The following is a 22,972-nucleotide window of genomic DNA, read 5'->3' on the forward strand; positions in this document are numbered from 1 at the left end:
CAGCCGCTCAGTCTGACGTCGCACTCGTGTCACGTCCCCTACAGTACTCATCATGATCCACTGGCGTCGCGCGACAGTCCGCACAGTCCTGACAGACCGCCCGGGTGCACGGGAGGTGACAGCAGCGCTCCACACCCCGCTGCCGGGTGCCGAAGACGCCGCTGAGGTGCGGGCGCTGGCCTTCACCGACCTCGTCGGTGCCCCCGAGCCGGACGACGACGTGCTCCTGAACGTGTCGGCGCTGGCGCGGAGGCTCGGAACGGGGGGCTTCGCTCTCGTGACGGCGATCCCCGACCGCCTCCCCGCGGATCCACCGCCGAGCCCCGGTCATCTCGTGAAGGACCGGTACTCCCCGTCGCAGACGATGGTGCTGGGGGTCGACGACCAGGAGTCGCCCCACCACCGGACGCTCGCCGAGGCCGCTGAGATCAGCGGCACCCCGGTCATCGTCGCCGATCTGCACTCCTCGCTGCCGGCGATCATCGCGGGGATCCGGGCCGACCGGCCGCAGGCTCGCGTCGTGTACATCATGACGGACGGGGCCGCGCTGCCGCTGGCGTTCTCCCACGCCGTCCACGGCCTCAGGGAGGCGGGCTGGCTGCACGCGACCGTGACCGTCGGCCAGGCGCACGGCGGCGACTACGAGGCCGTCACGGTCCATACGGGCCTGCTCGCTGCAGTGCACGTCGCCGGCGCAGACGTCGTCGTGGTCGCACAGGGTCCGGGCAACCTCGGCACCGGCACGCCGTACGGCTACTCCGGGCTCGTCGTCGGCGAGCATCTGAATGCGGCCGCTCTGCTGGGGGGCGTCCCGATCGCCGCCCTGCGCATGTCGCAGGCCGACGCGCGGGAGCGTCACCGCGGGATCTCCCATCACACCCTCACCGCGGTGACGCGGGTCGCACGGCCCGGGTGCGTCATCCCGGTCCCCACTCCGGACACCCTCACCGACGCCGAGGCCGCGGTCGCCTCCGCATGGGAGCACAGTCCCGGTGCGGTCGCGGAGACGACCCGTGCGCAGCTGCCGGAGCTGGCCGAGGCCGGCCATTCGCTGGTCGACGTGGGTCTCGAGGGTCTGCTCTCCGCGCTGGAGGGGTCCCCCGTCCGCCTGTCGACGATGGGGCGCGGACTGGCCGCCGATCCCATCGCGTTCCTGGCGGCCGCGGCCGCAGGGCGCGCTGCGGCCGCGGCCGTCGTACCGGTGGCCTGAGGCGCGTCAGGCGCCGGCGACGCCTTCGAGGTCGCACACGAAGATGAGGCTCTCGTTCGGGCCGATCGTGCCGGGCACTCCGCCCGCTCCGTAGGCCAGGTGGGGCGGGATGCGCAGCGTGCGACGGCCGCCCACCCTCATGCCCTGGACGCCCTGGTCCCAGCCGGTGATGACCATGCCCACGCCCAGCTTGAACTGCAGCGGGGTGCCGCGGTTGTAGGAGGCGTCGAACTCCTCACCGGTCGTGAAGGCGACGCCCACGTAGTTGACTGACACGGTGTCGCCGGCCTTCGCCTCGGGCCCGGTGCCCACGACATCGTCGACGACCTCCAGGTCGGTGGGGGCGGTGTCGCCGGGGAAATCGATCTCGGGCTTCTGCTTCGCCATGATGCATGCTCCTTCGAGGGTGAGCGGTGTGTTCTCGGGGTACGTCGGTACGGCTTCTCAGCCGACCGAGGACAGGATGTCGACGACGAACACGAGTGTCGCGTCGCCGGGGATGTTCGGAGGCGAACCGGCCTCGCCGTAGCCCTTCTCAGGTGGGATGGCGACGACGATCTGCGAACCGACCTGCTGGCCGACGAGCGATTCGTTCCATCCGTCGATGACGGGAGCGGAGCCCACGCCCTGGACGACGAACGGCTCCCCGCGCTCCCACGAGCTGTCGAAGGGCTCGCTCGCGTCGTCCCACAGCCAGCCGGTGTAGTGGACGGACACGTTCTGCCCCTCCTCGACCTCCGGGCCCTCGCCGGCGATCGCGACGGCGGTCGTGAGCTCGGAGGGCGCCTCGGCCTCCGGCTGCGAGATGGACGGCGCACCGTCATCCCCGCGGGTGAGCTCCGGGAACTCCTCGGGCAGCTCCTGCTCCTCGCCCTCCGCACGCTCGAGCGGCTCCGGGATGTCCTCGACGCCTTCGATGTCGATCACGTAGATGAGCGTCTCCGACTGCTGTCCGGCGGATGCCGCGCCGTTGAGGGAGAGCAGGACGCGCGAGCCCACGGGCTGGTCGACGACGGCTTCGAGGAGACCTGAGTTGATCTGCTCCGTGTCGGTCGGGAATCCCGAGGGACTTCCCGCCTCATACGATGATTCGACGACCTCGCCGGACGTTCCGGACACCAGGGTCATGTGTGCGGTGACCTGCTGTCCCTCTTCGACGGCCTCGCCGTCGCCCTCCGAGATCACTGAGGTCTGGGTGTCCTCGATGACGAGCGGCGCGTCGAAGCTCACGTCGGGCTGTTCGCCGACGTCGCCCCCGACGGTCACCTCGTCGAGTGACGTCGCGGCCGGCGTCACGTCCGCAGTGGGTGAGGGTGCGGTCTGGTCCGCCTCCTCCGCACTGCACGCGGACAGCACGAGCACGAGCGCCGCAGTGGCCGCTGCCGTGGTGAGCACGGTCTTCTTCACAGGGGTTTCCTTCCGATGGGTGCCGGAGCGATCCTAGACGGTCGAGCTGGGCGCTTCGTCGATGAGGGCGTCGATGACTGCCTCCGCGCGTTCGCTGTCCGGCGCGAACGGGTCCTTGAGGACGACCGCGCGATGCGATTGATCGTTGAGCCGCAGGTGGACCCAATCGACTGTGAAATCGCGGCGCGCGGCGTGGGCGGCCTCGACGAATCGCCCCCGCAGCGCCGCGCGCGTGGTGGCAGGCGGCGTGCTGCGCGCCGCGGTGACCGCGTCGTCGCCGACGACCCGGGTGGTGCGGCCCGATTCCGCCAGTGGACCGAGCAGGCCGACGCCCGGCGTGATGTCGTGGTAGGCGACGTCCAGGCGGGTCAGGCGCGGATCGTCCCAGTCCGCGCCGCTGCGCGCCAGATAGCGGTCCATGAGGGTCTTCTTGAGCACCCAGTCGATCTCCCCGGCCATGGGCGAGGTGTCGCCCGCCTCGAGTGCCTCGATCATGCGCCGCCAGCGGTCGATCACGCGGTGAGCCGTGGCGTCGTCGCCCAGCGAATGGTCCCCGCGCTCGACCAGGCGAGTCGCGTGCTCGAGGTAGAGGGACTGGAGCGCGAGTGCGCTCGTCGTGCCGCCGGCCGCCGATTCGAGGGCGGTGCGTCCGGAGAGGTCGCGGGCGACCAGTCGGATGTCGCGGATGGGGTGACGCAGCGAGCGATCGCCCATGGGCACGCCCGATTCGATGAGATCGAGGACGAGGATCGCTGTGCCGACCTTGAGTTCGGTCGTCGCCTGGAGCATCGACGAATCGCCGACGATGACGTGGAGCCTGCGGTACTTCTCCGCGTCCGCGTGGGGTTCGTCGCGCGCGTTGATGATGGGTCGGGAGCGGGTCGTGGCGGACGAGAGGCCCTCCCACATGACATCGGAGCGCGCGGAGAGTCCGAAGGCGCGCGATCCGCCCGCGGCGATCTCGCCGGCGGCCGGCCCCTGCTCCTGCTGCGAAGCTGCGCGGTTCGACTCTGCTGCGGGAGCCTGCATGCTCGGCCGGGAGGGTATGAGGGCTCCTGCCCCGACCATCAGCTGCCGCGTGACGAGGAACGGCAGCAGCACGGAGGTGAGGTGAGAGAAGTCCATCGAGCGGCGCACCAGGAGGTTCTCGTGGCTGCCGTATGAGTTGCCCTGCGCATCCGTGTTGTTCTTCACGAGGTGGGCGCGGCCGTCGTGGCCGTCGGCTTCGAGCGCGGTCTGCGCGCGGGCCAGCAGATCAGTGAGGATCGCATCGCCGGCGGCATCCTGTGCGATCAGGTCGTCCAGACGGTCGCATTCGGCCGTCGCATACTCCGGGTGGGAGCCGACGTCGAGGTAGAGGCGCGCCCCGTTCGGCAGGAAGACGTTGGAGGAGCGACCCCACTCCACGACGGGGCGGAAGAGGTATCGTGCGACCTCCTCCGGGCCCAGTCGGCGGGAGTCCCCCGCGGTGAAGGCGATCCCGTATTCGGTCTCCAGGCCGTAGATGCGCTTCATGCGTCCCCCTCGAGTCTGCGGAAGGTGCGGTGGAAGTCGGTGGCGCGGTCCAGCACTGCGGCCTCGATCGCGGTGTCCGCCGCCAGTCCCATGGCCTCCCGTCCCCTCCGCAGGGCTTCGGAGAGGCCGAGCGCGGTGACGTCGACGTCGGCCAGCCGCTTCGCGATCGCGTCGGCTCCCGCACCGAGCGCCACGTGTCCCCTCTCGTGGGAGACGGAGCCGTCGAAGGAGATGCGGAACAGCCGGTCGTCCTCCGGGGCTGCACCCAGCTCCGCGACGATGAGGTCCACCTCGAACGGCTTCTGCTCCGTCGTGAAGACGCCTGCGAGCGTCTGGGCGTACGCGTTGGCGAGTCCGCGGGCGCTCACATCGCCCCGGTCATAGGAGTATCCGCGCAGGTCCGCGTACCGCACCCCGGCCTGCCGCAGTCCCTCGAACTCGTTGTACTTGCCGACCGCCGCGAAGCCGATGCGGTCATAGACCTCTGCGATCTTGTGCAGCGAGGACGACGGATTCTCCGCCAGGAGGAGGATGCCGTCGGCGCAGCTGAGGACCAGGACGGGCCGCCCGCGGGCGATGCCCTTCCGCGCGAACTCCGCACGGTCCTTCATGAGCTGCTCGGGTGACACGTAGAACGGAGTGCTCATGGGGTCGCCTCCCCGCGCATCTGAACGTCTGCGAGCGCCGAGGCCGCTGCCAGGACCTCGTCCTCCGGCACCCTCTGCTCCCCGTCGGGGCCGACGGCGCGGATGAGCGGTGCGATTCCCCGCACGATGTCGGGACCTCCGGTCGCCGCGTCGTCGTCCGCGGCGTCGGTCAGGGCCTCGAGCGCGATGCGCACGCCCGTCTCCGTATCGAGTCCCTCGTGCCACAGGCGCTTGAGCGCCGAGCGTGCGGGGCCCGCTCCGGATCCGATGGCGTGGTGGTCGACCTCTTCGTACTTGCCGCCGGTCACGTCGAAGCTGAAGATCCGCCCGACGGGGCTGGGGTCCCGCGCGCTCCGGGCTCCGAGTCCCGCGAAGAGGGGTACGACTGCGAGCCCCTGCAGTGCGAGGCCGAGGTTGGAGCGCAGCATCGCTGCGAGGCGGTTCGCCCGCCCCTCGAGTGAGAGGGGCGTGCCCTCGATCTTCTCGTAGTGCTCGAGCTCGACCTGGAACAGCCGGATCAGCTCGAGGGCGAGGCCCGCGGTGCCCGCGATGCCGATCACGGAGGTCGCGTCGGCGCGATGGACCTTCTCGATCCGTCGGCTCGCGATGTGGTGTCCGGCGGTCGCCCTCCGGTCACCGGCCATGAGGACACCGTCCGCGGTCCGGAAGGCGAGCACTGTCGTGCCCTCCGGAGGCAGGGACTGCGGAGTCCCCGGCGTCGCCGGCAGGGCCTCCGGCCTGAGCGAGCTCACCAGGTCGAAGAACGACGTCGACGTCGAGGTGAGGAACGCGGGGCCGAATCCGCTCACTGGCCGCCCTTCTGCACGAAGTTCTTCACGAACTCCTCCGCGTTCGACTCGAGCACGCTGTCGATGTCGTCGAGGATGGAATCGACAGCCGTCGCATCGACCTGGGTCTGCGCCTGCGGTGCGACCGGTCCGTCGTCCTCCGGGAGATCGGGACGCTCATTGCGGTCCCTGTTCGCCTGTTCGCTGCTGCTCGTCATGTTCCGCCCTTCGGGAGTCGTGTGAGGCACAGTCTAATGATCGGACGCCGCGTCCGTCCCCGGGTCACCGGGTGCGGACAGTCGTGCGACGAGATCATCGGCGTCCTGTGCTCCGGTGAGGGCGTCGCCCACCTCGTCGCGGGTGAACCCGTGCGGGTCGCGCAGGGCGATCCGCACGAGCGAGCCGTCGGCCCGCTCCAGCACGAGCGAATCCCAGCTCGCGGCGGCGACCGCCTCTGTGAAGCGGGCGACCGCGCCCCCGCGCAGGAAGGCACGCGTGCTCCCCGGTGCCGCCTCCACGGCGCGGGTGACGTCGTCGTCCGTCGTGAGGCGCCGGATGCGTCCCGCCGCCTCGAGGCGGTAGAACAGTCCTTTGCCGTCCCGGACGTCGGAGTACTGGACGTCGATGAGGGCGAGCTTCGGGCTGTCCCAGGCCAGCCCCTCCCGCGTCCGGTAGCTGTCCAGCAGCGCGAGCTTCGCCACCCAGTCGATGTCCGCGACGAGCTGCATCGGGTCCTGCGCGAGAGAGGTGAGGAAGCGCTCCCACTCCTCGAGCACCTCGGCCGTGTCCGCGTCCGGTGCTGCGCCGGCGGCCTCACGGGCCGCGGCGAGGTAGGTGCGCTGGACCTCCAGAGCAGTCGTCGTGGTGCCGTCCTCCAGGGGCAGTTCGGCGGTGAGAGTGAGGTCGTGGCTCACCGTCTGGAGCGCGGTGACCGGATCGGCGAACCGGATGTCCGGGCAGATCCCTGCCTCGATGAGGCCGAGGACCAGCGAGGTGGAGCCGAAGCGCACGAGGGTCGCCGGCTCCGCGAGTGTCGCATCGCCGATGATGACATGGAGCCTGCGCCAGTGCGTCCCATCTGCGTGCGGCTCGTCGCGCGTATTGATGATCGGTCTGCGCAGGGTCGTCTCGAGTCCGATCTGCTCCTCGAAGAAGTCTGCGCGGGACGAGATCTGGTAGCCGGGCTCCTCGCCGCTGCGTCCGATCCCCACGCGCCCCGCTCCGCAGAGGATGGCCCGCGTCGTGAAGAACGGGATGAGCTGTTCCGCGAGCGCCTCGAAGTCGACGTCGCGGCGCACGATGTAGTTCTCGTGCGTGCCGTAGGACGACCCCTTCGAATCCGTGTTGTTCTTGTAGAGGTTCACAGGCTCCGGGCCGGTGGACAGCGTGCGCACGCACTCTTCTGCGACCCGATCGCCCGCACGATCCCACAGGACGGCGTCGCGGGGCGTGAGGACCTCCGGTGACGAGTACTCCGGATGTGCGTGATCGACGTAGAGGCGTGCGCCGTTCGGCAGGACGACGTTCGCGAGGTACTGGGCGTCGGGCATCGCGTCGGGCAGATGCGTCAGCTGGGTGGCATGCGCGTCTGACTCGTGCATGAGGAACCCGCGGGCGTCGGCCAGGGGCGTCTCCGCGCTGAAGTCCCAGAAGCTCTGCGCCGACCGCAGTCCGCGCGGCGCCGCGTAGGCGTCGACGACGCGTGCGGAGTCCCTCATGGGGTTCGCACCGGGACGCCCCGGCTGGCTGATGCCGAACTCCGTCTCCGCACCCATGACGCGGACGACGCTCAAGGGCGCGACCTCGTGGTGGCTCATGCTTCTCCTCCCCGGACCGAGCAGCGGCTCAGCCCCCTACAATCGAGGCGTGGCCTCGAAGAAATCGTCTCATCTCGTCCTCGCCCTCATCGTCGACCTCGTGCTGGTGCTCGCGTTCATCGTGATCGGGCACTACCAGCACTACCGGGACTTCGATCCGTCAGCGCTCGTGCAGACCGCGTGGCCGTTCGTCGCGTCGCTGGTCCTCGCCTGGCTGCTCATCCGCGTCTGGGACCGACCGCTGTCGCCGCTCGCGACCGGCACCGGAGTCTGGGCGGTCATGGTGCTCGTCGGCCTGACGCTGCGTGCGATCAGCGGGGTCTCCGTCGCAGAGGCGTTCCTCATCGTCGCCACCGGGCTGAACTTCGTGACACTGGTGGGGTGGCGCCTCATCGCCTCCACGGCAGTGGGACGCAGCGCCCGGTGAGGCTCACACGGGCGTCGGCGTCTGCTGACCCGTGTGGATCATCCGCAGGTGCGTGATCCGCTCACCCCTGCGCCCGCTGATCCGCGCCCACTCATCCGGGTTGGTCGTGTTCGGCAGGTCCTCGTGCTCGCCGAACTCCTCCTCGATCGCGAGGTCGAAGTGCTCCCAGCGCATACCGCGTCCCTCGCCGGACAGCACCGCCTTGATGGCATGCTTCTTGGCGCGGTCGACGACGTTGTGGATCATGGCACCGGACGCGAAGTCAGCGAAGAAGAGGACCTCTCTGCGGCCGTCCGCATAGGTCACCTCGACGAACTCGTTCGCGCGTGATCGGGTGTACATCCGGTCGACGCACCGGTCGATGAGGGCGGAGGCGCCGCCATCCGCGAGCGAGTCGTGGAGCGGCAGCCGATCCGTCACGTACTTCGAGTAGATGTCCCGTGCGGCGTCCGCATCGGGACGCTCGATCCGGATCTTCACGTCGAGGCGGCCGGGCCGCAGGATCGCCGGGTCTATGAGGTCCTCCCGGTTGGACGCACCGATCACGATGACGTTCTCCAGGGACTCGACGCCGTCGATCTCCGCGAGAAGCTGGGGCACGATCGTCGTCTCCACATCAGACGACTTGCCGGTCCCGCGCGTGCGGAAGAGCGATTCCATCTCATCGAAGAACACGACGACGGGAGAGCCGGCCGTCGCCTTCTCCCGGGCGCGGGAGAAGATGATCCGCAGCTGGCGCTCCGTCTCGCCCACGTACTTGTCGAGCAGCTCCGGACCCTTCACATTGATGAAGTAGCTCTTCGACGCACGGTCCGTCCTGCGCGCTGACAGCGAGTTCGCGACCGCCTTCGCGATGAGCGTCTTGCCGCATCCGGGAGGACCGTAGAGGAGGATGCCCTTGGGCGGCTTGAGTTCGTGCTCGGCGAACAGCTCCGGGTTCTCGAACGGCATCTCCACCGCATCCTGGATCTGGCCGATCTGCGCCGCGAGACCGCCGACGTCCTCGTACGAGATGTCGGGCACCTCTTCGAGGAGGAGAGTCTGCACCTCGGGCTTCTCGATGATCTCGAGGACGAACTGCGTGCGCCTGTCGACGAGCACGTGGTCGCCCACGCGCACACCGTGCTCCTGCAGCTGCGCCGTGAGACGGCAGACGAGCTCGTCGTCGTTCGGTCCCCCGATGATGATGCGGTCACCGTCGGGCATCACCTCGCGCACCGGTGCCACGTCGCCGACGCCCCGGCCCTCCGCGGGTTCGAGCACGACGAGGCCCTCGGACAGCCGCACGTCCGCACCGGGCGCGAGCACCTCGTCGGAGAGGTCCGGCGCGACAGCCAGACGCATGCGGCGGCCGGACGCGAGGACGTCGACGGTCCTCGACTCCCCGGCGCCGTGGGGTGCGGCGACGACCGTCCCGTAGGTGTTCGGGGGCTCGGACAGCGACGCGACCTCGGATCTGATGCGGGCGAGCTCCTCCCGCGCGCTGCGCAGCGTCGACGTGAGGGTCTCGTTGCGCTTCCCCGCGGCGACGAGCTGCTGGCGCATCATCGCGTTCTCGCGGCGCATCGTCACCTCTTCGTCGGTCGTGCCGTCAGTCTTCTCGTGTGTCATCCGTGACCTCCTCGTCTGTGGCTGCGCTGTCCTGTGCCGCTTCCACCCGGGCACGCGACCCTGCGGCACGACCGAGCTTGCGCAGCCGTTTGGGCGGCGCCGTCCGCTGACCGATGTCCTGCTCTGTGATCTCGGGTTCGAACCAGGCGTCGAGGTCCTCGTCGCTGGGTGTGCTGCCCTGCGGTCGGCGCGACCTCTCCAGCGGCTCGATGCCCTCATCCATCCTGCGGGCGAAGAGGAGGAATCCGGTGTGCCCGATCATCCTGTGCTCGGGACGGACCGCGAGGCCCTCGAGGTGCCAGTCGCGGACCATCGACTCGAGCGCCCGCGGCTCTGCGAAGCGCTTGGTGCTCCGCACGGCCTCCGCCGTGCGCGACAGCTGCGAGGCAGTGGCGATGTAGACGATGAGCATGCCGCCGGCGGTGAGTGCATCGGCTGCGACATCGACGCACTCCCAGGGGGCGAGCATGTCGAGGACCACGCGATCGGCCTCGCCGACCTCCAGGGCCCGCGGCAGCTCCTGGCCGAGGTCGCCGACGGTGCACGACCATGCGGGATGGGGGCTGCCGAAGAAGTCCGCGACGTTCCCGGAGGCGATGTCGGCGAACTCCTGACGGCGCTCGAACGACAGGACGCGTCCGTGGTCGCCGACCGCGCGCAGCAGGGCGAGGGTGAGCGCACCGGAGCCGACCCCGGCCTCGACCACGACCGCGCCGGGGAACACGTCGCCCAGCGTCGTGATGAGAGCCGCATCCTTCGGGTAGATGACGGCGGCCCCGCGCGGCATCGACAGCACGAAGTCCTCGTAGCCGGGCCTCATCGCCTGGAACTCTATGCCCGCGGTGCTGTGCACCGTCACACCGGAGGGTCTTCCGAGCAGGTCGTCGTGCTCGATCCACCCCTTGTGGGTGTGGAACTTGTCCCCGGGCACCAGGACGATGGTGTTGAGTCGTCCGCGAGGATCTGTGAGCTGCACTTTGTCGCCGGGTCGGAACGGTCCGCGCAGAACGCGGGTGCCGGTGGGAGCCGGGTCGTGAGGGGTCGTGTTCATCGCCTCCACTCTAGTCGTCGTCCTCGCCGTGCGGGCAGGGTGTGAGCGCTCAGTGGTCGAGCAGCTCGTCGAAGAACTCCTGCAGGTCGATGAAGCCCACCAGCGAGTCCTCGTCGAGGACGAGGCAGTGAGTCGCCTTGGGACGGTGCGTGAGTGACTCGAGCAGATGCGGGGCGGTGATGTCGCGGGGGGCGCCGATCCACGGACCGAGGGGGCGCACGTGATCGTGGACCAGCGCAGAGCCCGGTGCCTCCTGCGCCGAGCTGCGATCGACGAGTCCGTACGGGATGCCGGATCGGTCGAGGACCACGATGAGAGGGCGCCTGCCTGTGCCGGGATCCGCATAGCCGAGGGCCTCCGCGATGGGTGCCGACCACGCTGCGGCCACCGCGGGCTGGATGACGAGGCGCATGTCGAAGGTCTCCACGCGGCGGGCCCGCGTCGCGTTCTTCGCCGCGTCCGCGGCGGAGACCCAGATCATCACGGCGATCGCCGTCGTCCACATGACTGTCACGAGGTCCGGGCGTCCACCGACCAGCAGCGGCTGGAAGATCGCCCACGCGACGAATCCGAGCGCGATGACGCGTCCTGCCCAGGCCGCGAGGATCGTCCCCATGAAGGGGCTGCCGGTGATCCGCCAGAACACCGCCTGAAGCGCCCATCCGCCGTCCAGGGGGATGCCCGGGAGCAGATTGATCGCACCCAGCGCGAGGTTGGCGAACACGAACCCGAACAGCAGCAGCCAGATGACGCTCCCCCGGCCGAACGCGTCGAGCAGGAGCCAGCCCATCCCGCCCAGCGCCAGGTTCACGACGGGCCCGACGACGGAGATGAAGAAGCTCGTCCATGCCGATCGCGGGGAATCGGGCTCCTCACGGGGCTCGAACCGGGTGAAGCCTCCCCAGACGTTGAGCTCGATCGCCGCGATGCGGTATCCGGCCATGCGGCCAGCGACGGCATGGGCCAGTTCGTGGAGGAAGACGGACCCGAAGAGGACGATCGCGAAGATCAGTCCGATGACGTATGCGCCCGGGCCCAGATCCGGGCGGACACGGGAGATCCAGGGAGAGAAGAGGAGCGCGATCGCTCCGGCGGCTATGAACCACGACCACGCGAGCTGGACGGGGGCGCCCAGCACCGTGCCGAGCCGGAGTCCTCCGGAGGCGCCGGGCGCACGGGCGTCTGCGGATACGGTCTTTTCGGGCACCGCACCATCGTACGGGTACGGTTGCCCCATGGCCGAACTGCTCGCACTGTCACCGTCACGCGCCAACGACTTCGTGCAGTGTCCGCTGAAATTCCGCCTGCGGACGATCGACAGGCTCCCGGAGCCGCCCTCGGAGGCGGCCTTCCGCGGAACGCTGGTCCATTCCGTGCTGGAGCGGCTGTTCGACGCCTCCGCTCCGGAGCGCACGATCGAACGCGCGGTCGACGGGATCGCACCCGCGCTCGAGGCGCTGCGCGCCAAGGATCCCCAGACCGTGGAGGAACTGTTCCCCGGACCCGACCAGGTCATCAGGCTGCAGGAGCAGGCGCGCACACTCCTGGAGGCCTACTTCGCCCTTGAGCTGCCGGACCGGTTGGAGCCGGCTGCGCGTGAGGAGTTCGTCTCCGCCCCCATGGACAGCGGCCTGCTGCTGCGCGGCGTCGTCGATCGCACGGATCGCGCCCCCGGCGGCCAGGTGCGGCTGGTCGACTACAAGACCGGCAAGCAGCCCAAGCCGCAGTACAGCGGTGAGGCCGACTTCCAGATGAGGTTCTACGCGCTCGTCCACTGGCTGAGCAGGCGCGAGCTGGTGCACACCCTGCAGCTCTTCTACCTGGGCAGCCGCACGACCGTCACGAAGCGTCCCACCGCGGGGGACATCGAGCGGACGGAGATGGAGATCCTGGAGCTCTGGGAGTCGATCGCCCGGGCGGCGGAGTCCGACGAATGGCGGCCCCGGCGCAGCCCTCTGTGCGGCTGGTGCCACTTCAAGCCGATCTGCCCCGCATGGGGCGGCACTCCCCCGCCCACTCCGGAGATCACCGCGATAGCAGGTCGCTGAGGCCTGCGGTCGTCATCCCCGCGAGGGAGTCGACGAGCACGGCGCCCTCGAGCTGCGGCAGCGGCACGATGTGCGGGATGCCCACAGCCCGTGTTCCCGCGGCGACCGCGGAATGCAGTCCCGGCAGCGAGTCCTCGAGCGCAGCGCACGCACTCGGCGGCAGCCCGACCGCTTCCGCGCCCGCGCGGTACGGCTCCGGATCGGGTTTGCCGGCGGACACCTCGTCACCGGTGATGAGCGCTGTGAAGGTGCCGGGGTCGCAGGCGGTGACGACGGCCTCGGCCAGCCTGCGGTAGGACATCGTCACGAGTGCGCACGGCACGTCGTGTGCGCGCAGATCCGCCAGGAGGTCGAGCGCTCCGGGGCGGAAGGGCACGTGCTCCCGCACCCGGGCGACCACGCCGTCGAGCAGGATCTCGACAGTCTGCTCCGGCGGCAGCGGCAGGCCGTGCTCACCGAGGATCTCCGCACTGCGCAGCAGCGTGTTCCCGACCATGAGCTCGCCCAGGGTCTCGTCCCAGTGGAGGCCGTACCGGCCCATGAGCTCGATCTCAGCCTTCATCCAATACGGCTCGGTGTCGACGAGAGTGCCGTCCATGTCCCAGAGGACCGCGTCGAAGGCGCGTGCGGGAGTGCTCATATCACCCCACCCTACCGAGCGGTGTCCGAGCGCGTACTGTGGGTGCATGGACTACCTGCCGGACCCGGGTTCCCGCCTCATCGTCATCGCCTTCGAGGGGTGGAACGACGCTGCGGAATCCGCATCGAGGTTCACGAAGGACCTCGTCGCGCAGATGGGCCTCACCCGCACGGGGATGATCGGCGGTGAGGAGTTCTACGACTTCCAGACCGCACGCCCGAACGTGGTCCGCGGCGACGACGGCACCGCGCGGATCGATTGGCCCGGCACAGAGATCCACACGGGCAGCGTTCCCGGCACCGGCACCCTGCTCGAGGTGATCGTGGGCGACGAGCCCGCATTCCTCTGGCAGCGCTTCGCGTCGCTCATCGTCGATCGGGTCGAGGACGGCGATGCGGTCGTCCTCATGGGGGCGCTGCTCGCGGACACGGTCCATTCCCGTCCGATCCCCGTCACCGTCACGACCGACAGGCCGGAGGACATCCCGGCCGCGGACGCGATCCGCTCGGAGTACGAGGGGCCGACGGGCATCATCGGAGTGCTCGCTCACGAACTGTCGGCATCCGGTCATCCCGCCGTGTCGATGTGGGCCGCAGTGCCGGGATACGTCGCCGGAGTCCCCTCCCCCAAGGCGCAGCTGGCACTCCAGGGAGCCTTCGAAGAGCTGACGGGGCTGGTCCTCGACCAGGGAGACCTCGTGGACGGCACCCGGGACTGGGAGATGGAGGCCGAGGCCGCCGTCGCAGCGGACGACGATCTCGCCGCCTACATCCACCGGCTCGAGAGCATGACGGACGCTGCGGATCTTCCCGAGGCGAGCGGGGACGCGATCGCCCGGGAGTTCGAGCGGTACCTCGACCGCCGCGGTGACGACTGACGGCCGTGTCGTCTGACGGCTGTGAGGTCTGACGGCTGTGAGGTCTGTGTCAGCGCAGTGTGATGCCGAGCAGCGCGTCGACCGCGTCGACCACCAGTGCGGTTCCTTCTGCAGTGCCGTCGTCCCCCACGGAGTCGGCCCATTCGTCGAGCGTGTCGAGGACTGCCGGGGTGTCGAGATCGTCGCCGAGGTTCTGCCGCATGTCCTCGAGGATCTCCTCCGCAGCATCCATGGTCGTCCCGGAGCGAGCGGCGGCGCGCCATGCGGCGAGCCGCTCACGGGACTCCGCGAGGAGGGGGTCGGTGTACATCCAGTCGCTGCGGTAGTGGTGCGCGAGCAGGAGCGCACGGATCGCCATGGGATCCTCCCCCTGCTCGACGAGCTTCGAGACGAGGACCAGGTTGCCCTTCGACTTCGAGATCTTCTCGCCCTCGTACCCGACCATGCCGACGTGCATGTAGGCCTTCGCGAAATTGACGCCGGTGAGCGCCGTCGCGTGGGCTGCGCACATCTCGTGGTGGGGGAAGGCAAGATCGGAGCCGCCGCCCTGGACGGTCAGCGGCAGACCCGCGTGGTCCTGGGCGATGACGGCGCATTCGATGTGCCAGCCGGGCCGGCCTGCTCCCAGACGGCCGCCGTCCCATGCGGGCTCCCCCGCACGTTCGGCCCGCCACAGCAGCGGGTCGAGCGGATCCGCCTTGCCGGCGGTCTCCGGGTCGCCGCCGCGCTCCGCGAAGAGCTCGAGCATCTCGTGCCGTTCGAGGTGCGACGTGGAGCCGAACGGGGGTTCGATGCGGGTGCCGACGCGGTAGTACACATCGCCGCTGTCCAGTGTGTAGGCCGCTCCCTTGTCGAGCAGGCGGGTGACTGCATCCACGACGCGGTCGATGGATTCGACGGCACCGATGTAGGCGTCCGGCGGAATGACGCGCAGCAGCTCCATGTCCGACCGGAACAGATCGATCTGCGACTCCGCGAGTTCGCGCCAGTCCATCCCGATGGCGTCGGCGCGCTCGAGCAGCGGGTCGTCGACGTCGGTGATGTTCTGCGCGTACGTCACGTCCACCCCGGCGTCCTTCCACGTGCGGAAGAGCACGTCGAAGGCGACGTATGTGGCGGCGTGACCCAGGTGCGTCGCATCGTACGGGGTGATGCCGCAGACGTAGAGACGCGCCTCCTTGAGCTTGCGAGGAGTGTCGGCCGGACCGCGGTGCGAGGTGCAGAACACGGTCGGACGCTTCCCGCGGCCGGAGACAGAGGGGATTTCAGGGGATGACCAGGACTTCACGCGCCCAGCATCGCACTTCGTCGCGTGCAACGCGAACTTGGCACACACGGGTCGCTCAGCGGATGATCCGCATCGTAGGGCGGCCTGCGTGACAGCTCACAGGGGCGACAGCTCACAGGGGCGGCCAGGGCACCACGTGGCGATCGTCGTCGGGAAGCGGCAGGGTCCCCGCGTCCAGCAGTATCGCCGCGCGCTCGGACAGCGCGTCGATCTCTGCGGTCGCAAGGACGTCTCCCAGCACAGGATCCAGGTCCTCGCTCTGCACGCGCTCGACCAGTGCCCGTTCGTCAGCGGTGAGCGGTGATCCGGCGAAGCCCCAGAGGACCGTGCGCAGCTTCGGCTCCGCGTGGAACGACAGCCCGTTGTCGATCGCCTGGAGGGCCACCCGCGGAGGCGAGTGGCCGTCGAACTCCCAGGCTCCTCGCAGCACGTGACCGCCCTTGCGGTCCGCATTGTTGATGAGGACGTCGAAGAGGGCCAGCGCACGCATGTCCGCTGTGAGGGAGTGCGCGAGCACCACATCGGTGCCATCGCTCAGCACGGCCCGCAGGACGGGGGCCAGCCCGTCGTCCACTGCTTCCTCCGCCGCGAGCACGACCGGCTCCTCGGCGGTCGGATCCGATTCCACGTAGGCCTGGAGCGAGGCGCCCGTCCCGATGTCGTCGCGCCAGACGGTGGGCGGCACCACATCGAGGCCGAGGTGTGCCGACAGACGATGGGAGGCGACCTCCCGCAGCGACAGCGTGCCGGAGGGGAAATCGTGCAGCGGACGCTCCCCCGCACGCGTCTTCAGCACAGTGCGGACGGTGCGCTGCGGCCCCTCGGGGACGTCGGATCCCGTGACGGTGGCAAGCAGCGTCTCGTTGCTGGCACCGCGCATCCTGCCCAGGGGACGGACGGTCCCGGTGGACAGCAGACGGCACATTCCGCTGCTCAGCGAGCCACCCCGTTGAGACGCGGGCACACGTGACCGGAGGGTTCCAGCGCCTGGTGGCACAGCGGGCACTCGCCACGGCCGGAGGTGACGACCTGCTCGCCGCGGCGGGCGAACTCGCGTGCCTGCGGTCCGGTGAGACGGATGCGCAGCACTGACCTGTCCTCGCCGTCCGCGCCGGGCTCGGAGCTCGCGCCCGCCTCCGCATCCGCGCGGGTCAGCTCGAAGCACTCGATGATGAGGCGATGGTCCTCGGTGTCCCACCCCAGGCTCATCGTGCCGACGCGGAACTCCGGGTCGACGGGGGTCACGAGGCCGCCGTTGTCCTCGAGTTCGGGAAGAGGTGCCGCAGGGACGCCGTGCGCGTCATCGGAGCGCGAGCGCACCAGGTCGAGCAGCTCATCGACCCGCTCCGCGAGGATCTCCACCTGCTCCTTCTCGAGCGTGACGGAGTGGACCGCGCCGTCCGAGGATGCCTGCAGGTAGAAGGTGCGCTCTCCGGGAAGGCCGACGGTCCCGGCGACGAAGCGGTCGGGTGCGGAGTGCTCGAAGGCGTGGGCGGGCATACGCCCAGGCTATACGAGGATGCCGACCCCTGTCCGACACCCTCGGGTAGCGCTAGAGTGGGGAGCATGAGCACGGATCCGAGCGCTGCCCTCGAAGACTTCCTCTCCGCCGTCCGCGAACACTTCGCTGCGTCTGCGCACCGCACATCGGAGACCGACCCCCGCGTCGAGGCCTCGTACATGGCGCTCGCGGACGCGTTCGAGATCTACGAGGACTCCCTCTACACCGCGTACGGCGAGGTGACTCCGTTCGAACTCTTCGATGACGTCGAGGACGATCGTGACGAGGACGAGGACGAGGACGACTACGACGGCGACTCGAGCGACCAGGACGACTACTACGACGACGAGGACGCGTACGACGGTGATGTGGAGGCCGACGACGCGGGTCCGGCGTCCGGTGGTTCCGCGAGCGCAGACGACGTCAGCCGCAGGGATCCGATATCTGATCGAGGACCTCGCTGATCTCGTTCGCGAGCTCCAGATCGGACGCGAGCAGCTGATCCAGCTGCTCGCGGGTGCGCGGTGACACGATCGTCGAAGCGCACAGCGAACGACGATTCCACGCGAGGGCGATGTCGATCGGGTCGACTCCCAGCGCCGTCGCCGCCTTGACGACGCCCTGCACGACACCGGTCGTGTCGTCGTCGAGCAGCTCACCGACGTATCCGCCGAGGTCCCCCGCACCCCGACTCCCCGCGGGCAGTCCACGCAGGTACTGACCGGACAGGACCCCGCGTCCGAGGCCGGCGCCGGCGATCAGCCCGAGGCCCAGGTAGTCGAGCGCGGGCCGCAGCGAGGTCTCGGCGTCCCTTCTCAGGAGCGAGTACTCCGCGATCGCACCGGCGAACGGGAGTCCGGAGTCCGCGGCTCGCAGCGACAGCTGCCATGCGGAGTGGTGCGACAGCAGCACATAGCCGACGTCCCCTGTGTCCACGAGCGTGCGCAGGATCGAGGCGGACTCCTCCACCGGGATCCGGTCGTCGAAGGCGTCGAGCACCAGCACATCGAGGTGATCGCGATCGAGTGCGCCGAGCAGACTGCGCACATCGGTCAGGAGGTCGGAGCGGCCCGTCCTCAGCTGGGGCGTGCCCCCCGCTTCGGTCGCGCGCACGCCCACCCGTGCGAGGAGCTGCACGCGGGACGGGATCCGCATGTCGGTGACGAGACCCACGGCGGGGGCATCGAAGGCGGGGAGCTCGAGTGCGGTTCCCCCAGCGGACGCGTAGGCATCGAGGAGTTCCCGAGCGGTCGCGACGTCAACGCGTCGACCCCATTCGAAGGTCCCCAGTGAGAGATCGGACACCTGCAGGCCCGTATTGCCCATCCGGTTGGAATGCATAGTTCCGAAGGCTACCGGATGCGGGTAGCCTGACGTGGTTCACGCCCCCGAAGCAAAGGACATGACCCTCCATGGACTGGATCATCGCCGTGATCCTGGGCATCGTCCAGGGCCTCACCGAATTCCTGCCGGTCTCGTCGTCTGCGCATCTGCGGATCGTCGGTGAGTTCCTGCTGCCCGGTCAGGACCCCGGAGCATTCTTCACAGCGATCGTCCAGATCGGCACGGAGTCCGCCGTCATCGTCTACTTCTGGAAGGACATCACCGGAATCATCGGCGCATGGTGCCGATCGCTCGTCGGCAGGGTGGATCGCAGGGATCCGAAGGTGCGGCTGGGGTGGCTGATCATCATCGGCTCGGTGCCCATCGTCGTCCTGGGCCTCGTCTTCGAAGATGCGATCGACTCGGTCCTGCGCAGTCTGTGGATCACCGCGACCATGCTGATCGTCTTCGGCCTGATCCTGGGCCTGGCGGACAAGGTCGGTCCGCGCGTCCAGACGCTCGACAAGATGACGTGGGGGCAGGGTCTCGCCTACGGCTTCGCACAGGCGCTCGCGCTCGTTCCCGGCGTGTCACGGTCCGGCGGCACCATCATGGCCGGTCGCTTCATGGGCTTCACCCGTCCCGAGGCCGCGCGCTACTCGTTCCTGCTGGCAGTGCCGGCGGTCATGGGATCCGGCTTCTACGGCCTCTACAAGTCTATGGCGGAGGTGTCCGCCGGCAACGAGATGGTGCTGGGCTGGGGCCCCACCGCCATTGCGACCCTGGTGAGCTTCATCGTCGGCTACGTCGTCATCGTCGGCTTCCTCAAGTTCGTCCAGACGAAGTCGTTCGCCGTCTTCGTCTGGTATCGAGTGGCCATCGGCGTCCTCATCTACATCCTGCTGGGCACCGGGGTCCTGCAGCCCCTCTGATCACCGTCCCCCACCGGGCTGGCGCGCCTGTGCGCGCCGCCCCCGTGCGGTCGCACCCAGCATGGTGACCGTCATGGGCGGGACCGACCCGTTCTTCCCCACCATGAGCCGTGACACGGACGCCGGTGCGACCGCGATCCGCTGGAAGCAGTCGACCTCCATGCCGAGCGCGTGGGCCAGCATCAGTTTGATGACATCGCCGTGGGACACGAGGATCGCCACCTTCGCACCACTGTCGCGAGCCTGCTCGCACGCGGACTCGAGAGCGGAGCGGGACCGGAGGGCGACCTCGGCGAGCGACTCGCCTCCCGGGAACCGGGCGCGGCTGGGGGCGGCACGGACCGTCTCCCAGAGGGGCTCATCGAGGAGGTCGCGGATCCTCCTGCCGGTCCAGTCGCCGTAGTCGACCTCGGAGAGGTCCTGGAGCACCGTGCAGGGACTGTGCGGTCCCCGACTCTGCGGGCTGGCCGCAGGGTCGGCCGCGGCGATGGGTTCGTGCACGTTCATGAGTTCGTGCGCTGTCATCAGGCAGCGCCGGATGGGCGAGCTGAAGACCGCTGCGGGCCTATCGCTCGTGAGCTCCGGTATGAGGTCGCGGGCCTCGCGCACCTGGGTGCGGCCCTGATCAGTGAGTTCGACGGAATCGTCGCGTCCGGCCAGCACTCCGCCCGCATTCGCGGTGGATTCGCCGTGGCGCACCAGGATGATCTCCATCACCCCAGGATAGGCCGGTGATACGGTCACCGGGTGCGGGTAGACGGAACGATCCTCCTGGCCGGTGCCGCGACGGCGTTCGCCGGCTTCCTCATGGCCATCCAGTCGCGTGCCAACGGATCGCTCGCCGGCGTCATCGGCTCGGGTGTCTACGCCGCGACCCTCAGCTTCTTCGGCGGCCTGATCCTCATGGCGCTCGTTCTCGCGGTGTCATCGGGGGCGCGGCGCGGCGTGGGCCGTCTCATCGCGGATCTGCGCGGAGGCGCGGTGCGCTGGTGGATGCTGCTCGGTGGACTGGGCGGTTCGACGGTCGTGCTCGCACAGGCCCTCACCGTGCCGCTCATCGGTGTCTCCGTACTCACGATGTCGTTCGTCTGCGGACAGCTGCTGGGAGCGCTGGTCGTGGACAACACCGCACTGCCGCCCAGTGGCCGCACACCGCCGTCGGTGCGGAGGCACATCGGCACGATCGTCGTGCTCGCAGGTGTCGTGCTGGTGTCCGTGGGCGGGTTCTCACGCGGCATCCCGCTCTGGGCCCCCCTGGTGCCGCTGCTGGCGGGATCCCTCACGTCTGTGCAGGCGGCTCTCAACGGCAGGGTGCGGGAGTCGTCCCGTTCAGCGATCACCGCGACGACGGTGAACTTCATGGTGGGCTTCCTCTTCCTGCTCGCGTGCAGCGCGGCCGTGTGGGCGGCAGGCACACGGGTGGATCGGCTGCCGCAGATGCCGGGCGAGGCGTGGCTGCTGGTCGGAGGCGCGCTCGGTGTCGTGTTCATCGGCGTGACATCGACGACGGTCAGTCAGCTGGGGGTCCTGCTCGTGTCGATGACATCGCTGTTCGGGAACCTGCTGAGCTCGCTCGTCGTGGACCTCCTCCACCCGGGCGCGACGATCACGATCACGACGATCGCGGCGATGACCTGCGTGCTGATCGGTGTGCTCATCGCGTCGTGGCCGCGACGGCAGCAGCCGCCGCGGCGCACGGTCGTCACGCGTCCAGCATGAGTCACGCCTCCAGCATGAACCGACTGAGCACGCGCGTGCCGAAGTCCAGCGAGGACAGGGCCACCCGCTCGTCCTTGCCGTGGAACATCGCAGCGAAGTCCAGATCGTCTGTCAGCTGCAGGGGCGCGAAGCCGTAGCCGACGATCCCCAGTCGCGCCAGCGACTTGTTGTCCGTGCCACCGCTCATCGTGTGCGGCAGCACCTTCGCGCCGGGGTCCGCGTCGAGCAGGCACGCCTGCATGGTGTCGACCAGCCGACCGCTGAACGGGGATTCGACGGCGTCGCCCACGGTCACGGGTTCCACATCGATCCCCTCCCCCACGAGCTCCTTGATCGTCAGCATGACGTCCTCGAACTGGCCCGGCAGCACGCGGCAGTCGACGAAGGCCTGCGCCGTCGCGGGGATGACGTTGTGCTTGTATCCGGCCTGGAGGATGGTCGGATTCGACGTGTTGCGCAGGGTGGGGCCGACGAAGCGCGACACTGTGCCGAGCTCGCTGATGAGCTCCTCCGTCGTCTCCGCAGTGAACGGGATGCCGGTGATCTCCGAGACTCCCTCGAGAAGGTCCCGCGTGGACTGGGGCATGTCCTCCGGCCACTCATGGGCGCCGATCCGGGCGATCGCCCCTGCGAGCCGGGTGATGGGGTTGTCCTCGTTCACCATCGAGCCGTGTCCGGCAGTGCCGTGGGCGAGCAGGCGAAGCCAGGCGAGTCCCTTCTCCGCGGTCTGGACGAGGTAGACGCGCTGTCCTCGGATGGTCGTCGAATAGCCGCCCACCTCGCTGATCGCCTCGGTGGCCCCGTCGAACAGCTCCGGGTGGTTCTCGACCATCCACCCGGCGCCGTACCCACCGCCGGCCTCCTCATCCGCGAAGAACGCGATGATGAGGTCGCGCCGGGGACGCAGCCCCTTGCGGAGCATGTCGCGGACGCTGGAGATGATCATCGCGTCCATGTTCTTCATGTCCACGGCACCGCGGCCCCAGAGCAGCCCGTCCTTGATCACGCCGCCGAAGGGATCCACGGACCACTCCGATTCGTCGGCCGGGACCACGTCGGTGTGGCCGTGGACGACGAGCGCCCCGGCGTCCGGGTCGGTGCCGGGGATGCGGGCGACGAGGCTCGCACGTCCGGGCTCCGATTCCTTGATGGTGGACTCGAGACCGACCTCCGCCAGCTGGGCGGCGATCCATTCCGTGGCCTCGAGTTCGGGGTTTGCCTTCCCCTCGCCCCAGTTCTGCGTATCGAATCGGATGAGCCGCTGCGCGATCTGTGTGGTCTCTGCGACAGCGCTCGCGTAGGGATCGGGTGACTGCGTCATGGAACAGGTCCTTTCGTCAGGGCGGTGTTCGGCCGTGTGGGCGGGTACGTCAGCCGTACAGTCGGAAACCGAGGTAGGAGCGTCCCTCCTCGTGGGTGAGTGTCGAGTCGATCTGAGCGCGCGCCTGCTGCTCCACGGGTTCGTCGGAGAGCGCGGACAGGTACTCCCGGTGGCAGGTGAGGGAGGCGACAGCCGCTTCGACACCATCGGTCACATCGATCCGGTGGGTGGGGTCGGCGCCGAACTCCGCGATGTGGCCGACTCCGTCATAGCGTGCGCCGGGCACGATCCATTCGTTGCCGGCGTCTGCGATGCCGTCGACCGCTGCCTGACCGAGGTTGCGGTGGTCCGCGGAGTTGAAGAACCGTCCGCCCCACGTGGACTGGAAGTTCAGCAGCACGACGAGTTCCGGTCGGAACCGGCGCACCTCATGAGCGATCTTCGTGCGCAGCTGCGGGGTCGCGAGGATCCGACCGTCGGGCTCATCGAGGAAGACGAGCGACTCGACGCCGACCTCCCGGCACGCTGCCTCCTGCTCCTTCGTGCGGACGGTCGCGCAGACGGAGGGATCCATCCCCGCGATGCCGGCCTCGCCCCGGCTCGCGAGCAGGTAGCCCACCCGCTTCCCGGCACGTGTCCAGGCTGCGACGGCGGACCCGATCCCGTACTCGGGGTCATCGGGGTGTGCCACGATCACCAGCACTGATGAGAAGTCATCGGGCATGTGCGGAAGCGGGGGCCCGACCCGGGTGTCCGTCATGAGTTCACCTCTCTGTAGAACACTGTCCATCGGCCAGTCTACGGGCCGGGTAGTGTGGAGCGACGAACGCGAACAGAGCTCGCAATGAAC

25 protein-coding genes are annotated in these 22,972 nt (G+C 69.2%); 7 read left to right on the forward strand and 18 right to left on the reverse strand.

Features of this window, described 5'->3' with window-relative positions:
• The first annotated feature begins 52 nt into the window (after positions 1–52).
• Positions 53–1,210 (forward strand): DUF3866 family protein, encoded by a 1,158-nt coding sequence (locus BJEO58_RS02155; protein ID WP_101587360.1) that lies wholly within the window; start codon positions 53–55, stop codon positions 1,208–1,210.
• A 6-nt stretch (positions 1,211–1,216) separates the two neighbouring features.
• Here the strand turns inward: BJEO58_RS02155 and BJEO58_RS02160 are convergent, their stop codons facing one another.
• Genes BJEO58_RS02160 through dop form a run of 7 tightly spaced genes read right to left on the reverse strand, consistent with a single transcriptional unit; the run spans position 1,217 to position 7,384 of the window.
• Entirely contained in the window at positions 1,217–1,597 is a 381-nt protein-coding gene (locus tag BJEO58_RS02160; protein ID WP_101587362.1) for an FKBP-type peptidyl-prolyl cis-trans isomerase, read from the reverse strand.
• A gap of 57 nt (positions 1,598–1,654) precedes the next feature.
• The gene (locus tag BJEO58_RS02165) at positions 1,655–2,617 is read right to left on the reverse strand and encodes an FKBP-type peptidyl-prolyl cis-trans isomerase (RefSeq protein ID WP_101587364.1); all 963 of its coding nucleotides are present in this window, start codon (positions 2,615–2,617) and stop codon (positions 1,655–1,657) included.
• 33 nt (positions 2,618–2,650) lie between these two features.
• Complete coding sequence (pafA, locus tag BJEO58_RS02170) at positions 2,651–4,132, reverse strand: Pup--protein ligase (protein WP_101587366.1); 1,482 nt, start codon at positions 4,130–4,132, stop codon at positions 2,651–2,653.
• Complete coding sequence (prcA, locus tag BJEO58_RS02175) at positions 4,129–4,779, reverse strand: proteasome subunit alpha (RefSeq protein WP_101587368.1); 651 nt, start codon at positions 4,777–4,779, stop codon at positions 4,129–4,131. Before prcA ends, pafA begins: the two co-directional genes overlap by 4 nt.
• A complete protein-coding gene (prcB, locus tag BJEO58_RS02180) occupies positions 4,776–5,588 on the reverse strand; it encodes a proteasome subunit beta (protein ID WP_101587370.1) in 813 nt (270 codons plus the stop codon). The genes prcA and prcB overlap by 4 nt, the downstream gene beginning before the upstream one ends.
• Complete coding sequence (locus tag BJEO58_RS02185) at positions 5,585–5,785, reverse strand: ubiquitin-like protein Pup (protein WP_101587372.1); 201 nt, start codon at positions 5,783–5,785, stop codon at positions 5,585–5,587. The genes prcB and BJEO58_RS02185 overlap by 4 nt, the downstream gene beginning before the upstream one ends.
• A gap of 33 nt (positions 5,786–5,818) precedes the next feature.
• Positions 5,819–7,384: a depupylase/deamidase Dop gene (dop, locus tag BJEO58_RS02190; protein ID WP_101587374.1), complete on the reverse strand. Its 1,566-nt coding sequence runs from the start codon at positions 7,382–7,384 to the stop codon at positions 5,819–5,821.
• Between the two features lie 49 nt (positions 7,385–7,433).
• Here dop and BJEO58_RS02195 point away from each other — a divergent pair, with 49 nt between their 5' ends.
• The gene (locus BJEO58_RS02195) at positions 7,434–7,811 is read left to right on the forward strand and encodes a DUF3054 domain-containing protein (protein ID WP_101587779.1); all 378 of its coding nucleotides are present in this window, start codon (positions 7,434–7,436) and stop codon (positions 7,809–7,811) included.
• A gap of 3 nt (positions 7,812–7,814) precedes the next feature.
• Here BJEO58_RS02195 and arc read toward each other — a convergent pair whose 3' ends face one another.
• Genes arc through BJEO58_RS02210 form a run of 3 tightly spaced genes read right to left on the reverse strand, consistent with a single transcriptional unit; the run spans position 7,815 to position 11,680 of the window.
• Entirely contained in the window at positions 7,815–9,422 is a 1,608-nt protein-coding gene (gene arc, locus BJEO58_RS02200) for a proteasome ATPase (RefSeq protein ID WP_101587375.1), read from the reverse strand.
• Positions 9,403–10,473 carry a tRNA (adenine-N1)-methyltransferase gene (locus BJEO58_RS02205; protein ID WP_101587782.1) on the reverse strand — a complete coding sequence of 357 codons (1,071 nt, stop codon included), beginning with the start codon at positions 10,471–10,473 and terminating at the stop codon, positions 9,403–9,405. Before BJEO58_RS02205 ends, arc begins: the two co-directional genes overlap by 20 nt.
• Before the next feature lie 49 nt (positions 10,474–10,522).
• Positions 10,523–11,680: a site-2 protease family protein gene (locus BJEO58_RS02210; protein ID WP_101587377.1), complete on the reverse strand. Its 1,158-nt coding sequence runs from the start codon at positions 11,678–11,680 to the stop codon at positions 10,523–10,525.
• A 28-nt stretch (positions 11,681–11,708) separates the two neighbouring features.
• Here BJEO58_RS02210 and BJEO58_RS02215 point away from each other — a divergent pair, with 28 nt between their 5' ends.
• Positions 11,709–12,521: a RecB family exonuclease gene (locus BJEO58_RS02215; RefSeq protein ID WP_101587378.1), complete on the forward strand. Its 813-nt coding sequence runs from the start codon at positions 11,709–11,711 to the stop codon at positions 12,519–12,521.
• On the opposite strand, the gene BJEO58_RS02220 is transcribed toward BJEO58_RS02215, so the two are convergent.
• Positions 12,499–13,161, reverse strand: a complete 663-nt coding sequence (locus tag BJEO58_RS02220; RefSeq protein ID WP_101587380.1) for an HAD family hydrolase — start codon at positions 13,159–13,161, stop codon at positions 12,499–12,501. The two genes, BJEO58_RS02215 and BJEO58_RS02220, sit on opposite strands and share 23 nt — an antisense overlap.
• Positions 13,162–13,207: 46 nt before the next feature.
• On the opposite strand from BJEO58_RS02220, the gene BJEO58_RS02225 reads away from it, so the two are divergent.
• Positions 13,208–14,038, forward strand: coding sequence for a PAC2 family protein (locus BJEO58_RS02225; protein WP_180951796.1), 831 nt, complete (start codon positions 13,208–13,210; stop codon positions 14,036–14,038).
• Positions 14,039–14,087: 49 nt separating this feature from the next.
• On the opposite strand, the gene mshC is transcribed toward BJEO58_RS02225, so the two are convergent.
• The 3 genes from mshC to BJEO58_RS02240 form a co-directional block, all read right to left on the reverse strand.
• Positions 14,088–15,326 (reverse strand): cysteine--1-D-myo-inosityl 2-amino-2-deoxy-alpha-D-glucopyranoside ligase, encoded by a 1,239-nt coding sequence (gene mshC, locus BJEO58_RS02230; protein ID WP_101587383.1) that lies wholly within the window; start codon positions 15,324–15,326, stop codon positions 14,088–14,090.
• 112 nt (positions 15,327–15,438) lie between these two features.
• The gene (locus tag BJEO58_RS02235) at positions 15,439–16,251 is read right to left on the reverse strand and encodes an SCO1664 family protein (RefSeq protein WP_101587384.1); all 813 of its coding nucleotides are present in this window, start codon (positions 16,249–16,251) and stop codon (positions 15,439–15,441) included.
• Positions 16,252–16,259: 8 nt separating this feature from the next.
• Positions 16,260–16,826, reverse strand: coding sequence for a DUF3090 domain-containing protein (locus BJEO58_RS02240; protein WP_101587385.1), 567 nt, complete (start codon positions 16,824–16,826; stop codon positions 16,260–16,262).
• 66 nt (positions 16,827–16,892) lie between these two features.
• Between BJEO58_RS02240 and BJEO58_RS02245 the strand changes: the two genes are divergently transcribed.
• The gene (locus tag BJEO58_RS02245; protein ID WP_101587387.1) at positions 16,893–17,291 is read left to right on the forward strand and encodes a hypothetical protein; all 399 of its coding nucleotides are present in this window, start codon (positions 16,893–16,895) and stop codon (positions 17,289–17,291) included.
• Here BJEO58_RS02245 and BJEO58_RS02250 read toward each other — a convergent pair.
• Positions 17,251–18,168: an aldo/keto reductase gene (locus BJEO58_RS02250; protein ID WP_101587388.1), complete on the reverse strand. Its 918-nt coding sequence runs from the start codon at positions 18,166–18,168 to the stop codon at positions 17,251–17,253. The genes BJEO58_RS02245 and BJEO58_RS02250 overlap by 41 nt on opposite strands.
• A 71-nt stretch (positions 18,169–18,239) precedes the next feature.
• Between BJEO58_RS02250 and BJEO58_RS02255 the strand changes: the two genes are divergently transcribed.
• Positions 18,240–19,082: an undecaprenyl-diphosphate phosphatase gene (locus tag BJEO58_RS02255; protein WP_101587390.1), complete on the forward strand. Its 843-nt coding sequence runs from the start codon at positions 18,240–18,242 to the stop codon at positions 19,080–19,082.
• Here the strand turns inward: BJEO58_RS02255 and BJEO58_RS02260 are convergent, their stop codons facing one another.
• Positions 19,083–19,796, reverse strand: a complete 714-nt coding sequence (locus tag BJEO58_RS02260) for a histidine phosphatase family protein (protein WP_101587392.1) — start codon at positions 19,794–19,796, stop codon at positions 19,083–19,085.
• Positions 19,797–19,829: 33 nt separating this feature from the next.
• Between BJEO58_RS02260 and BJEO58_RS02265 the strand changes: the two genes are divergently transcribed.
• Positions 19,830–20,801: a DMT family transporter gene (locus BJEO58_RS02265; protein ID WP_101587394.1), complete on the forward strand. Its 972-nt coding sequence runs from the start codon at positions 19,830–19,832 to the stop codon at positions 20,799–20,801.
• Position 20,802: 1 nt separating this feature from the next.
• Here BJEO58_RS02265 and BJEO58_RS02270 read toward each other — a convergent pair whose 3' ends face one another.
• Together BJEO58_RS02270 and BJEO58_RS02275 are read right to left on the reverse strand one after the other, a co-directional pair.
• Positions 20,803–22,122: a M20/M25/M40 family metallo-hydrolase gene (locus tag BJEO58_RS02270; RefSeq protein WP_101587396.1), complete on the reverse strand. Its 1,320-nt coding sequence runs from the start codon at positions 22,120–22,122 to the stop codon at positions 20,803–20,805.
• A 49-nt stretch (positions 22,123–22,171) separates the two neighbouring features.
• Positions 22,172–22,882 (reverse strand): PIG-L deacetylase family protein, encoded by a 711-nt coding sequence (locus tag BJEO58_RS02275; RefSeq protein WP_101587398.1) that lies wholly within the window; start codon positions 22,880–22,882, stop codon positions 22,172–22,174.
• Positions 22,883–22,972: the final 90 nt, after the last annotated feature.

This window comes from Brevibacterium jeotgali, assembly GCF_900169175.1.
Lineage (GTDB): Bacteria > Actinomycetota > Actinomycetes > Actinomycetales > Brevibacteriaceae > Brevibacterium > Brevibacterium jeotgali.